11 protein-coding genes and 1 pseudogene are annotated in these 14,121 nt (G+C 45.8%); 2 read left to right on the forward strand and 10 right to left on the reverse strand.

The window, feature by feature from the left end:
• Nucleotides 1-47: 47 nt before the first annotated feature.
• From QUB68_RS22135 to QUB68_RS22145, 3 genes are all read right to left on the reverse strand, one after another.
• Nucleotides 48-1,724 (reverse strand): ABC1 kinase family protein, encoded by a 1,677-nt coding sequence (locus QUB68_RS22135; protein WP_332996478.1) that lies wholly within the window; start codon nucleotides 1,722-1,724, stop codon nucleotides 48-50.
• Between the two features lie 4 nt (nucleotides 1,725-1,728).
• Nucleotides 1,729-2,019 carry a hypothetical protein gene (locus QUB68_RS22140; RefSeq protein ID WP_332996480.1) on the reverse strand — a complete coding sequence of 97 codons (291 nt, stop codon included), beginning with the start codon at nucleotides 2,017-2,019 and terminating at the stop codon, nucleotides 1,729-1,731.
• 221 nt (nucleotides 2,020-2,240) lie between these two features.
• On the reverse strand, nucleotides 2,241-3,389 hold the full coding sequence (locus QUB68_RS22145) for a DegT/DnrJ/EryC1/StrS family aminotransferase (protein WP_332996482.1): 1,149 nt from the start codon (nucleotides 3,387-3,389) through the stop codon (nucleotides 2,241-2,243).
• Between the two features lie 127 nt (nucleotides 3,390-3,516).
• Between QUB68_RS22145 and QUB68_RS22150 the strand changes: the two genes are divergently transcribed.
• On the forward strand, nucleotides 3,517-4,296 hold the full coding sequence (locus QUB68_RS22150; RefSeq protein WP_332996484.1) for an ABC transporter permease: 780 nt from the start codon (nucleotides 3,517-3,519) through the stop codon (nucleotides 4,294-4,296).
• Nucleotides 4,297-4,509: 213 nt separating this feature from the next.
• On the forward strand, nucleotides 4,510-5,157 hold the full coding sequence (locus tag QUB68_RS22155) for a Uma2 family endonuclease (protein ID WP_332996486.1): 648 nt from the start codon (nucleotides 4,510-4,512) through the stop codon (nucleotides 5,155-5,157).
• Between the two features lie 34 nt (nucleotides 5,158-5,191).
• Here QUB68_RS22155 and QUB68_RS22160 read toward each other — a convergent pair whose 3' ends face one another.
• The 7 genes and pseudogenes from QUB68_RS22160 to QUB68_RS22190 form a co-directional block, all read right to left on the reverse strand.
• Entirely contained in the window at nucleotides 5,192-5,959 is a 768-nt protein-coding gene (locus QUB68_RS22160; RefSeq protein ID WP_332996488.1) for a hypothetical protein, read from the reverse strand.
• On the reverse strand, nucleotides 5,952-7,085 hold the full coding sequence (locus tag QUB68_RS22165; protein ID WP_332996490.1) for an AAA family ATPase: 1,134 nt from the start codon (nucleotides 7,083-7,085) through the stop codon (nucleotides 5,952-5,954). The genes QUB68_RS22160 and QUB68_RS22165 overlap by 8 nt, the downstream gene beginning before the upstream one ends.
• A gap of 246 nt (nucleotides 7,086-7,331) precedes the next feature.
• Nucleotides 7,332-9,221: a hypothetical protein gene (locus tag QUB68_RS22170; protein WP_332996492.1), complete on the reverse strand. Its 1,890-nt coding sequence runs from the start codon at nucleotides 9,219-9,221 to the stop codon at nucleotides 7,332-7,334.
• A gap of 319 nt (nucleotides 9,222-9,540) precedes the next feature.
• On the reverse strand, nucleotides 9,541-10,524 hold the full coding sequence (locus QUB68_RS22175; protein WP_332996493.1) for a GntR family transcriptional regulator: 984 nt from the start codon (nucleotides 10,522-10,524) through the stop codon (nucleotides 9,541-9,543).
• Between the two features lie 182 nt (nucleotides 10,525-10,706).
• Nucleotides 10,707-10,865 carry a hypothetical protein gene (locus QUB68_RS22180; protein WP_332996495.1) on the reverse strand — a complete coding sequence of 53 codons (159 nt, stop codon included), beginning with the start codon at nucleotides 10,863-10,865 and terminating at the stop codon, nucleotides 10,707-10,709.
• A 100-nt stretch (nucleotides 10,866-10,965) separates the two neighbouring features.
• Nucleotides 10,966-12,528 (reverse strand): annotated as a pseudogene (locus QUB68_RS22185) (adenylate/guanylate cyclase domain-containing protein).
• Nucleotides 12,529-12,712: 184 nt separating this feature from the next.
• Nucleotides 12,713-14,098, reverse strand: a complete 1,386-nt coding sequence (locus tag QUB68_RS22190) for an aminopeptidase P family protein (RefSeq protein WP_332996497.1) — start codon at nucleotides 14,096-14,098, stop codon at nucleotides 12,713-12,715.
• Nucleotides 14,099-14,121 lie beyond the last annotated feature (23 nt).

A 14,121-nucleotide genomic window follows, 5' to 3' on the forward strand; every position in this document is an offset into this window, starting at 1 on the left:
AATGACTGATGACCAATGACTGATGACCAATGACTGATGACCAAAAATTAAAGCCGAGTCAGCGCGGCTGTTCCTGCTGTGGAAAACTCTGTCAAAGCGCTGAGAGCAACGTTGAACAGGCGGCTTGGTTGCAAGTCTTCCTTGATTAAGTTCCACAGGCGACGAACTTCTTCGGTGTGGAGCCGATCGTCCTCAATCAATGCCAATATCAATTGGCGTCTCAAAAACGACCCTTCCTCTGACAGCAAAAATTGCAAGCCTAGTTGGGCGGTGGGTAGCAGGTCGAAACTGCGATCGGATCGGGCGATCGCGATCATGTCCTCTAACCTATTCCACTGAAATTTGCCATCCTTGAATAATACCTCAATCAGGCGACGGCGCAATGCTGGAGATTCCCCGTTCAACAAACGGCGCGCGACGTAAGGATACGCCACCTCGACTATCTTGAAATCGGGATTCAACGTCAGGGCTAAACCTTCTTCTGTTACCAGAGACCGAATAATTAAGGCAAATTTTGCTGGCACTCGGAAAGGATAATCGTACATCAACTCCGAAAACTGGTCTGTAATCGTCTTGAAGTTAAAATCTCCGACATTTTCGCCGACAATATCACCGAGGACAGATTCCAATGCCGGGACGATCGGCATAATATCTGTATCTGGTGTCAAAAAGCCAAGTTTGATAAAATCCCGGGCTAACTGTAAATAATCTTTGTTAATCAAATGAACGACAGAATCAACTAAATTTTCTTTAATTGTTTCCTCCATCTGATCCATCATCCCAAAATCAATGTAAGCCATGCGGCCGTCAGCTAAGGCAAACAGATTTCCCGGATGGGGGTCAGCGTGAAAAAATCCGTGTTCCAGCAACTGCCGCAAACCGCTGCGGACTCCGACTTCAATTAAAGTATTGGTGTCCAAACCTGCGGCTTTTACACGTTCCATATCTGTCAGCTTGATGCCGTCAATCCATTCGAGAGTCAGAACGCATTTTGAAGTATAGCGCCAGTAAATACTCGGAACTTTTACGGTTGGGTCATCGGCAAAATTTGTCGCAAATTTCTCCGCATTTCGCCCTTCATTGATATAATCAATTTCCTCAAATAGTTTAATACCAAATTCATCGACTATTAAACAGAGGTCGTGACCGAGATTCAGTGGCAGCAAGGGGCCAATCCATCCAGCAGCCCAGCGCATTAAGTAAAGGTCAAGGCTCAAGACTGGCAGCAAATTCGGTCGCTGAACCTTAACTGCGACTTCTTCTCCGGTGATTAAACGGGCTTGATATACTTGACCGAGACTGGCGGCGGCGACGGGTTCGGGAGATATTTCGCTGTAGGTTTCGCTAATTTTGCGATCGAGTTCTGCTTCAATAATCTCGAAAGCTCGCACGGAGTCAAAGGGCGGCAACTGATCCTGAAGTCTGATCAGTTCTTTGAGAAAGTCTTTGCGGATTAAGTCTGGTCTAGTAGAGAGTGCTTGGCCGACTTTAATGAAAGTGGGGCCCAAGCGAGTGAGTATTTGTCGCAGGTGGACGGCGCGTTCCGGCTGGTGTGCTGCGACTTGGTGCTGCCAACTGTCCCACAGCATCCCGATGACGAAGCCCGCAAATGACCAAATAACGGTAATTGCTCGCCAAATTGCTTTCCAAGGACGGTTGCGGTAATATTGGGCGATCGCTTGTGGATCGTAGCGTCTAGCCTGAGTGAATTGATACTGAGGCACTCGTTTATTTTCCTCTGATTTTATGAAAATTACAGGTTAAAGTGAGAATTGGGCATCGGGCATCGGGCATCGGGCATCGGGCATCGGGCATCGGGCATCGGGCATCGGGCATCGGGCATCGGGCATCGGGGATTAGAAGTCGAAAGTTCCAACATTCTTTATTCTTCCTTCTTCCTTCTTCCTTCTTTATTCTTCCTTCTTCCTTCTTCCTGAAATCCGTTACATCCGTTACATCCGTTACATCCGTTACAGAATCCGTTGCCGAACTTCCTTCTTCATCATTGACCGATCGCATTGCAAGTTTTAGGCGAGCGGAAAATGCACCCGTTCGAGGCGGATTGCTAGCCTAAATTTGTTTCTTTTCATTAAATATAGTACATAAAAGTACAAGTGATCAGTCAAAATACTTAACCTCTCTCCCTGACCGCTGCACATTCTCACAACCCTGCAACCCTGCAATTCTTTTATCCTCCTGCGTTTGCCGTAGCTGTTGCCCTCGCACGAAGCTACTAAATCCTATCCGCCCTGTGCCAAACAATCTTTCAGCCCATAAATCGCCCGCTCTTGTTGATCCCTGGTCAGTTCCGGGAACATCGGCAAAGACAAGACCTCGCGACAAACTTGCTCAGCCACAGGCAACTGACCAGCTTGATAGCCCAAAGATTTATAAACAGGTTGCAGGTGCAAAGGTAGCGGATAGTAAACCATCGAACCGATGCCGCATTCCTGCAACTTAGTCCGCACCGAGTCTCGGAAATTGCCAGAGGGATTTGGCCCGTCTACTGCGCTTGTCAGCCGGATTGTGTATTGATTCCAAACACCTTTGGCTGGCGGCAACTCTTTGGGGACAGCAACTCCGGGCACGCGGGAGAGAAATTCGCCATAAACGGCTGCGATATCGCGCCGCTGGGAATTCCAACTGTCGAGATACCGCAATTTAATGCTGAGAATCACCGCTTGCAGGGCGTCTAAACGGCTGTTGCAGCCGATTTCTTCATAAAAATACCGAGAAGATTGGCCGTGTTCTTTGAGCATTCGCATGGAAGCTGCGAGGGCTGGGTCATTTGTCGTCACCGCGCCGCCGTCACCGCAAGCGCCTAAGTTTTTAGTCGGATAAAAGCTGAAACAGCCGACATGGCCGATGCTGCCGACTTTTCGAGACTCCCATTCAGCGCCGACAGACTGGGCGCAATCTTCGATTACGGCTAAATTATGCTTGGTGGCAATGTCCATCAACCGAGTCATATCTGTGGGTTGTCCGAAGATGTGAACCGGCATAATTGCCTTAGTTTTTTGGGTAATTGCCGCTTCGATGAGTTCGACATCCAGATTCAAAGTCGCGCTGTCAATATCGACAAACACGGGAGTTGCACCCACAGCGCTAATTGTCTCAGCCGAAGCGAAAAAGGTAAAAGGAGTGGTAATCACTTCATCGCCGGGGCCAATTTTGAGGGCTCGCAAGGCCAAAATCAGCGCATCGGTGCCCGAGTTGCAGCCAACGCAGTCGGAAACGCCGATGTAGTCGGCAAACTCTCGCTCAAAACTCTTGACGGCGGGGCCGCCTACGTAGCCGCCAGAGGCGAGCACTTTTTGTACCGCAGCGCCGATTTCGTCGCCAATCTGGGCGTACTGCTGGGTTAAGTCGAGGGGGGGAACATTATTCACTCTTGACACCACAAATTGCAACCATCATCAAAGCAAATTTTTACAGTAAAAATGTTTTTCAGAAACCATTATTCAAATATCTTATAGTTGGACGGGCAAACAATCACTTTATCGAAAGGGTGCGCGTGTGTTAATTCAGCTAGATTTTATGGATTTGGGTTGGGCTTTGGGGATGGTGGCGATCGCGATCGGGCTTTCGGCGTGGCAGGGATTGGGCTTGGAAGGGGCGCTGGCGATCGCGGCGGGGCGCACCCTGATCCAGCTCATCGGAGTCGGCTACGTGCTCGCTGTCGTGTTTGCCCCGGAGGGAAAAAATCCTTGGCTGGTGGTAGCAGTTTTAGCAATCATGCTGACAACGGCTAGCATGGTTGCCACTAACCGCATCAGCAAAAAAATCAAGCACCTACTGCCGTTAGTTTCTGGCTCAATTTTTATCAGTACGGCCTTGACTTTGGGCTATACAAACTTGCTAATTTTGCAACCTGACCCCTGGTACGAACCGCAGTATCTGATTCCCTTAGCGGGGATGATTTTGGGTAATGCGATGAACTCTGGGGCGATCGCGGGCGAAAGACTTGTGAGTACAGTTAACAGCAGCCAGTTAGAAATAGAAACCCATTTAAGTCTAGGTTCAACCCCGCAGCAAGCAGTAAAACAGTACCGCAAAGATGCGATCAAAGCTGGATTAATCCCGACATTAAACACAATGACAGTCGTAGGAATCGTCACATTACCGGGAATGATGACAGGTCAAATGCTGAGTGGTGTCAGTCCTCTCGATGCAGCATCTTACCAGATTTTGATTATGTTTGTGTTAGCGCTGGCAACATTAATCGCCACTCTGTTGTTGACTGAGGGATTGTGTCGCAGGTTTTTCAATCAAGATGCACAGTTGATAAAATGGTAATTGGGCATGGGGCATTGGGAATTGGGCATTGGGCATTGGGCATTGGGCATTGGGAATTGGTAATTGGGCATGGGGAATTGGTAATATGATGTAGGTAGGAACTTGCATTTGGCATGATTTTTTTGAACAGGCAAGATGCCTGTTCCACAAAGAGTGAGCTTATCTTGTGGGGTGTGCTTCTAGCCCGCCCTGCCCTAATTCAGGAGAATAACCATGATTCAAATAGCAACTAAAACACTAACGTTTGAAGAATTTGCGGAATGGAAGCCCGAAAACGGACGTTATGAACTGCACAATGGAGAGATTTTTGAAATGTCACAGCCAATAGGAGACCATGAAGAAGTTATCAGTTTTTTAGGCTCAGAGTTAAATGCTGAGTCCAGAAGGCTAAAACTTCCGTATATTTTCCCCAAACAAGCATTAGTTAAAAATATCGAAAGTGGCTCTGCTTATTCTCCAGATATTTTGATATTAAATCGCCCCAACTTAGCATCAGAACCTCTGTGGCAAAAATTCTCCACTGTGACTCAAGGAGCATCAATTCCGCTGGTTGTGGAAGTCGTCAGTACGAATTGGCAAGATGACTACATCAAAAAAGTAGGTGAATACGAACTAATTGGGATTCCTGAATACTGGATTGTGGATTATCTCGGTTTGGGCGGCCGCAGATTTATTGGTAATCCTAAGCAACCGACTATTTCGATTTATCAGTTGATTGATGGCGAGTATGAAATTAGTCAATTTCGGGGAGATGACAGGATTGAGTCGCCAACTTTCCCAGAGTTGAATTTGACGGCGCAACAAATTTTTCAGGCTGGATTGACTACGGCTGAAATTTCTGGAAATACCGATATCGGGTAGGGACACGGCATTGCCGTGTCCTGTATTAACTCTTTTACTCAGCAGATTCAATGATGGGAATTAATCGTTCCTCGATTTCATCAATATAGGCTGTTAACCCTGTCTGAACACCTTTTTTTCGCAGAATTTCCAGATCCGTTTCTTCCCAGCACTGTTGTTCGCGTTCCATCTTGCCACCTGTGAGCTTTTCCACAACAATTTTAGGATTTCTAATGCGATCGGGTTCTTCCAATGAATTAGAGCGTAATCTGTGTGATTCTTCGCAAGAATTAAACGTCAATTCGGTGGTTATCTCTTTAAGGATTTGTGCTTCCTCTTGATTAGATGGAACAAACCCATTCAAAACCCAGGATTCCCGCATTCTGTCGGCTGTACCAATAATAATGGCTAATTGAGTTTGTTGATTTATCTGTTCTGAACGTACTTGATCGATATATTTTTTTCGCTCAGGTTGATTATCTAAATCATGCATAAAAATAACTGCTTTAATCTCTCTCTTTTGTTTATGTTGTAGAAAGCTGATTAATTTTATGATTTTATTAGCTGATTGACCATCACTTTTGAATTGGCCATTGGATCTGATGGTGGGAAACTTGAATTTATCGGCAAGACGTTTAGTTATATCATCGATGTTTTTCCAGCAAGAATTCTCTGTGCCAGCTTCTAAACCACTCCATCGATATAGATGTTGCAGCATCTCAGCGTCTAACCAGTCAATTTTTTGCACTAAAGTGCGATCGGCTAATTTAGTAGCGGTGCGTGCGTCGGCGCTACTTTCGACAATCACCACAAACTCAATCATTGATTTCTGCTGCAATCACCCAATCTTCTCCCTCCGCATCCCAGAATTCTCCGGTGGTCAAAGTTTGTTTTGCCCATTCGACATCAGGATGTTCATCTAATCTTTTACAACGAGTCACACCGGAGTTGTTGTTACTTAATACATGGACTTGAGACGGAATAAGTTCATCGACAATGTAAGGAGAATGGGTAGAAAAAATAATTTCCAGGTTGTTGTTTTGTTGAATATTTTCCTTAAAAACAGCGATTAATTCTCGTTGCGCTTTTGGGTGGAGTCCCTGTTCGACATCATCTAGTAACACTAAATTAGGTTGATTGGGATTTATCAAAACAGTCAATAATCCGAGGGCGAGCATTGTTCCTTCGCTAATGGCATGGGCTGGAATGCGCTTACCAGTATTCATGTCTAGGACAACTTCTTGCCCTGTCATTTCCTGACTTTCTTCGTAGGAGATAGATTTGCCATCGACTTCGATTAAGCGTTGGCGATTTACCATAACCTTAGCTCGTTTCACGCCTATTTCGTGTACACCTGGTACAATCCGTTTCAACATTTCTTGTAAAGATTGAAATTTATCTGGAGCTTCGTCACGAAGATAGTCTAAGGTAGGTGCTAAGCCTGAACCATCGAACTCAACTCGCGGGGTAATTGCATCGCTGTAAGCTGCTTTAGCAAGATTAGTAGCTACTAGCTTAAGATGAACTGAGTATCTCAAAGATTGACGAATGGACTCGGGAGCATACATGAAGGAACTTGCCTCTCCTTGCATACTTTCCGGCTGTTTATCTGCCTCCCATAATAGTCTAGGAGACCAATAATCATTAACTATTTGTCTCCAGTCATAAGAAGCTTCCCAATCATTTCTATCTGGGTTTTTCCAAAAACCACTTGCAGTAACAGACATATTATTTTGCCCAATTGTTGTAATAAATTGAGGCGCTCTTTCATACTGAAAAATATTTGCAAATGATGAATTAGCAAGCCGACTGAGATAATGCAATGCTTGCAAAACTGATGTTTTACCAGAACTGTTTTGTCCTACGAGTGCGTGTAAGCGTGAATTGTCAAAATTAAGTTCTGTATCTTGATGACTTTTGAAGTTATGAAGTTTTACCTTTTCTAGCATTTGATTGCTAACCTAATTTTATACTTTTTGATCGCCGATATTGTAGTTTGTGTTAACGAAGTATAACTCAATACGTTTCAGATAAAGCCGATCCCCCCTAGCCCCCCTTAAGAAGGGGGGGACAGGAAGCGATCGACATTCCTCCGTCTTAAGGGGAGCCACAGGAAGCGCTCAAAGTCCCCCTTGCTTTCGGGGGATTTAGGGGGATCTGGCCTCGCATCAAAGCGAGATTTCTCAGCGGATGTTCTACTTCGGTTCGTGACTAGCAATCCGCTTACCATCGCCATCGTAAACCTGCATCGGAATTTTCGCGTTTTCGGCGATCGCCTCCAAGGCCTTTTGCAAAGTTTCAACGTGCTTTTCCACAGCTTGGCGACTCTTCACAGCATTGTTGTTATTTGCTTGAATGAAAGTTTGTTGCAACTTCTGCACGTAATCGGGAGTCATCTGCACCGCAATCAAACCGTTGCTAACAGTATAGTCGCAAATTTTGGGATTCCCTTTGCAAGTTTTATCCAAATCCGTGCGCGCTTTTTGCAAGTTTCTTTCTTCCCGCAACTTTACTTCTGCTTGCTGCAATGATATTTTGTAGGAATCAATCAGCGGCTTAGCTTTCTGGGAATATGAAGTAGCCGCCGGAACTTGCTCCGCGTAACTCAAAGCTCTGCGCCAGTATTCCGATGCTTTAAACCAGCCGTTTTTGCCCTCAAAAATTCGAGCTTCCGCTGCTAAAGTCACAGCTTGAGTGTACGCATTTTCCGAAATCCCTTCAACATTTTTGCGCTCCCGAGCTTGTGAAAGCTTGGTTTCGTATTTCGGAACTAACAGTTTACCTAGTTGATAAGATTGCGTATTGCTGGGAATTTCTGCTAGCGTGTCCAGGGCTTTTTCCCAACCTGCTTGCACTTGTCCCCATGTCTCGGCTGTCTGAGCTACTGCTTCGCGAGCTTCTGCTATTTGAGCTGTACTTTTGGCTGCGAGCAAGATTTTTTCGGCTTTTGTTTCTGTGCCCAGGAGCCGATTTCCAGTTGCTAAATTTTTCCGGTATTCCTTCGTCTTTTTCTGAGCATACGGATAAACTAAGCTGTCTTTGGGGATTTCTCCGAGTTGGGCGATCGCACTTTGCCACAGAGCTTGTGCTTCCTGACCGCTCTCGGCAGAATAAGGCGGATTTTGGGTTTTTTGGGCGGCTGATTGTGCGAGGCGCGCTGCATCGATCGCAGACTGGACATTTTGACTTTGCTCCCGATATTTTTCCATAGCGGTTTGAGCCTCACCGCGATGAATTGACCAAGCGGGAATCGGTTCCAAAAGGGCGATCGCCCCTTTTAGCTGTTCCTGCGCTTGGAGCGGGCTGTTAGCAACTTTTGACGTTTTCAGAGTCTTCGCCGAATTGTCGCTTAACTGTTTAGCATTAGCTAATGCAGTGCATTCTCCGACGACGCAAGGGCGGCTCAACAGGTAATAACCGCCTGCCAAAATTACCGCCGCCAGACTGACGATTCCGGCCGCAGCCAGCATCGCAAGCGGTGAATTCTTGGGTGTTTGGGAGACTGTTACCGCTTCCATATCCAGCGGACTGAAGGGATTGTCTGCGATATCTGCCGGGATTGCAGCTACCTTAAAAGATACAGGATCGGAATTGCTGGAACTCTCAGAAAAATCGGGCAAATATTCATCGCCGCCCGCATTTTCAACATCCGTTTCTAACGGCATCTCCTCCACTGCATCCGCCGTCTCTGCGGCATTGGCTGCTAGCACCATCCCCGTTTCTGCTGCGGGAATAGTCTCCGGTTTTTTCAGCACCTGCACTGTTCTTGGTCTTGACAAAACCGGGTGGTGCATGGTGAAAGAATGGAAAGCATAAGGCTGTTTTTGCCCGGTAATTTTTAGGCAAAGTCCAATCTGTTGAATAGCTTCTGGTTCTATTTCCAGAATCGCTGCTTCTAGCACTGTAAAAGTCGGTTTGGCTTTGAGAACTAAACTGCGCGGGTGTTCTCCCACCACCGTTAAAGATTCATCTTGAAAATCGCAACTGATATAAAGCGGTAAATTTTTAAATCCGGCTGCTTGCAAATATTTCTGCAACTTTACTTCTAAAATTTGTGCCTTGCTTTGTCGCGCTGCTACTGTCATATTTTCTCCTCTGTCTACTTTCACCACGTTCGATTTTAGATTTTAGATTTTAGATTTTAGATTGCGAAATTGTCGGTTTTTTTTGATTTATTTGAACTTTTGCACCGACCAATCCAAATCTTAACTCTTAAATCTCAATTTGCAAATTTTATTGCGATTTTAGACTTTATATTCTCAAACGCGAAATTGTCGGTTTTTCTCATTTGTTTGAACTTTTGCACCGATTCAGGCAAATCTCAAATCTCAACTTAACTGCTTCCTAGACTATGAGCCTGGTAACGAGTAATCTAAAATCTAAAATCTAAAATCTAAAATGATATCACCCCAAGCCCAACTCGCGCTTGAGCAAATTAATCGACTTAGAGCCGATGTAATTTTCGCAGCATACCAGTTGCGGGGGACGAATAATATCCTCTCTGGCAGCGTTAATCGCCGCTTTGACTGTAGCAACACTCGGTTGGTCGCAGAAAATTGTTCTCGCCGATCGCACGATCGAGTTAATCTTGTAGTCATCGGACAGCAAAGCCGTCATCACCAGCAAATCCTCACCCCGGAGGCTGTGAATGATGACTTCGGTCGATCGCAACATTCCCGGGCTCAGGCTGACTAAACCCAAATAACTATCCTTCGGCAAACCCGCCACCAACTGAATTTCCTGAACATAATCATAGATGTCTACGGGAATCACCCGCACCGAACGCGGTGCCGAAATCAATTCTGCTTCTCCGATAAAATAGCGGCTAGTGATCACAGTTCCCGAAGAAATTTGATCCAGAAAAGTACCTAACTCTTCCATCGGTACCAACTGTATAGGAATCCGCAGAGCTTGTTCGAGTTCTTTCGCCATCAGCTCGCCCACACCGATGTCTTCTGCGGGGGCTGTAACCACCACTCGGGCGCTGCACCGGAGACGCCAGTCAATTTCTGCCAAAAATAATTCCCTCGCTTGGTTGAGCGTACAGCCCTGTCCCAGCAGTTGATCCATACTTTCTTGCACTATTTTGTTGGCAAGGGGATATTCATCGAGGATCGCAGATTTTAGTTTGTTGCCGCCTTCGTGGCCTTGAGCGCGGACATAAATGCCCGATCCGGCTTGGGCTTCTACGAGTCCGGTATTTTCGAGTTGTCGATATACTTTGCTGATCGTGTTGCGGTGCAAACCCGTCTGCATGGCTAGCTGTCTGGTGCTGGGCAAGCGGTGCCCGGGCGGAAACTGGCGCGAGGCGATCGCAAACCTGATTTGATTGAATAATTGGGTAGATGCTGGAATATCGCTATCTGTTTGAATATGAAATTGAACCATATTAAAGGCTCCGACGACTTCTAATTAGTTTTTTTATAGGGTCGAGTACCGAACCTAGGATGGTTCGGATATCTCTGTCTATAGCATAATCTGATTTGGTTCATCTGCGGCGGGGGTTTTTGTTGCCTTGCGATCGGGGCTGATTGGCGATCGATCGCAGCCTCCCGAATTCCCCTGAATATTCAGGTACTTTCAAGTCTTAATTTTATAGCAACCGCCATCATCGTGAGGACGTTCTTAATTGCTGAAATCCATGCGGTAAATTCCCTATTCCCTCTATCCGTGACATCCGTTAAATCCGTTAACAAATCCGTTGCCGAACTTCCCTCTATCCGCGACATCCGTTAAATCCGTTAAAAAATCCGTTGCCGAACTTTCCGCTATCCGCGACATCCGTTAAATCCGTTAAAAAATCCGTTGCCGAACTTTCCGCTGCTACATTTACTCTCCGATTTCCATCTCGCTTCCTATCTTTCTACCCTTCAAGAAATAAGTCCGCATTTCGCCTTTACCTTTAATCTCAATCAAGCCCCGCTCTTCAAATTCATATTTATCTTGCAGCAAATCATAAGTATAAAAGCTAACTTGAATGCGGCCGGGTATGCCGTGAGATTCCATGCGGCTGGCTGTATTTACAGCATTTCCCCACAAATCATAAATGAATTTTTTAGTACCGATTACCCCCGCTACAACCGGGCCGCTATTAATCCCGATACGGAGCTCAAAATTCGCGTCTAGCTTCACATTCAATTCCTGAATTGCTACCAGCATATCCAATGCCATTTCGGCGATCGCCTCTGCGTGGTCTGGGCGTTCAATGGGAATCCCACCTGCTACCATGTAAGCGTCCCCGATCGTCTTAATCTTCTCTAACCCGTGCTTATCAGTCAATTCGTCGAAAGTTGAGAAAATTTCATTCAGCAAGTATACTAATTTGGTTGCGGGCATGGTGGTAGAAATTTGGGTAAAATTCACCAAATCAGCAAAAAGAATTGTGGCTTTTTCAAACTTGTCGGCAATTACCCCCGGTTCCTGCTTCAACCTATCTGCAATAGCTTCTGGCAAAATATTTAGCAGTAAACCCTAAGTTTTCCTCTGTTCTTTCCTGAGTGCCGATTCCATCTGCTTGCGCTTACTGATGTCATGAAAAAACACTGAAATACCGTCATGAGAAGGAAAAGCCCGCACTTCCAGCCACACTTTTAAGGGACGATAATATTTTTCAAAAGTCACTCCCACTTGTTTGGCTACAGCTTCATGATACTCTTCATAAAATACCGTATTTACAAATTCTGGAAACTCTTCCCAGAAATTTTTCCCAAAAAGTTCTTCCGGCGATCGCTGCAAAAATTGCGATGCTTTATAATTGACGTAAGTAAACCGCCACTGGGGGTCGAGAGCAAAAAAAGCATCGCTCATTCCTTCTAAAAAATTGACAATTTGCTCGTCACTAGAACGGAGTTTTGCTTCAACTTGTTTCTGCCGGAACTGCGCGCGCTTTAATTTAGCATAATTAATTCGCAACTCCATTTGGCTAATAATTTGCCTTCCTAAAGTCCGCAGCGCTTCTAGCTGTTCTGGGGTGAGATTGCGAGGAACTGTATCTATGGCGCACAAAGTGCCGATCGGGAAACCGTCAGGAGTTACCAGCGGCGCTCCAGCATAAAACCGAATATTTGGATTGGAAGTTACTAGGGGATTCCCCGCAAAGCGATCGTCTTCTAAAGCATTGGGTACAACTAGCAATTCGTTGGGATTTAAAATAGCGTGAGCGCAAAAAGCTACCTCTCTCGGAGTTTCTGGCGCTTCAGTACCTACTTTTGATTTAAACCACTGTCGGTTAGCATCTACTAAGCTGACTAAAGCAATAGGAGTGCCACAAATATAGGATGCTAAAGCTGTTAGGTCATCAAAAGCTTCTTCAGCCTCTGTATCGAGAACATTGTAGCGGTGAAGTGCTTTTAGCCTCTCCTCTTCGTTGCTGGGCAAAGGTGCAGATTGCATCGGGGGCGGCGCGACTACACGTTTGCGAAAAAGGCGCGCAAGTCTCCGTGCTGCGAATTTTTGGACTTGCGCTGCCAGTTTTTCAACGAGTACAAAAAGACCTATTTGCCAAGCTTTATTCATATTTCTTTATGTTAGTCACAAATGATGGAACTGCGGGCAATCGATCTAATGCGATCGATACTTATGCACTTACCGCAACTAACTCCTCAATCTCCAGAGCTTTTGTTGGCAATTTCCCTGTTAATACTTCTCTACCCCCTTCGCTGACAAGTATATCATCTTCAATGCGTATTCCCCGCACATCTGCGAATTTTTCCAACTCGTCCCACTTTACATAATCTTTATATTGGGCGCGAGTTTCTGGGTTATTTAAGATTGCTGGAACTTGATAAAATCCCGGTTCGATCGATACCAGCATTCCCGATCGCAAAACTCGATTCAGCCGCAAAAAACCCAACCCAAACCGACTGCTTCTCGCTCTCCCCGCTGCATAGCCAGCCAAATCCCCCAAATCTTCCATATCGTGAACATCCAAACCGATTAAATGTCCGATTCCATGCACAAAAAACAGCGCGTGAGCATCCATTGCTACCAAATCTTCAACATTCCCCCGCAAGATGCCCAAATCTACCAATCCTGACGCCATAATCCGAGCAGCTAACAGGTGAATGTCTTGATATTCCACCCCCGGACTAATTTTGTCAATACAAGCATCATGGGCTGCCAAAACCACATCATAAATTGCTCTTTGAGTCGGCGAAAACTTACCAGACACAGGCCAAGTGCGAGTCACATCAGCCGCCCATCCCATTGATGTTTCGGCACCGACATCTGCTAACAGCAAATCTCCTGCTTGTAGCGGATGGTGATAATGCTCGCTGTGCAGAACTTCCCCATGCACCGTCACGATACTGGGATAGGCATAGGTCATATTTTCCGAGATGATAACACTTTCCATTGCAGCGCGCACACCCGCTTCAATCTTAGCTGTTGGAGTTGCAGCCATCCCCGCTTTGTGAGCTGCCACGGTGACAGCCGCAGCTTGACGCAATTCGACCAAACTGGCTGCATCGTGGCTCAGGCGCAGAGATATGACTGCGTGAGTTAACTCTAAATCGATACCTGTTGGCGATTTGGGCGGTGCTAAAGGGCGATCAAGAATTTGAGACTGTTGCAACAGAGTCAAATTATCCTGAAGGGCGATCGTTGCTGCATTTGTGGATCGCGCTTTCAACTCACTCATTGTCCAAGCAGCATCAGCGCCAATTAGTTCAGCAATTTCTGCTCTTTTGGGCATTTCCCCGTGCCAAAGTGTGCTGCTAGGATCTGCGTCATCTAAGAACAGTTCTAATTTGCCCGATTCTAAGCGAATCGCGGCGTTTTCTAAAGGCAAACCAGCAAAATATAGAAAGTGACTGCTGGCGCGAAATGGATAAGTAAGTGCTGGATAATTGCGAGGAATGCTGCGCCCCGACCACAAAATTACCGGAAAATTAATTAAACAGGCCAGTTTTTGCCGCCGTTGGTGTAGAATATTTCTTAGCAAATCGTAGTTTTTATTTTTCATCAGTTACCAGTTAAAATTTTGAG

Origin of the sequence: Microcoleus sp. A006_D1, from assembly GCF_036702805.1 — a bacterium.
Classification (GTDB): Bacteria; Cyanobacteriota; Cyanobacteriia; order Cyanobacteriales; family Microcoleaceae; genus Microcoleus.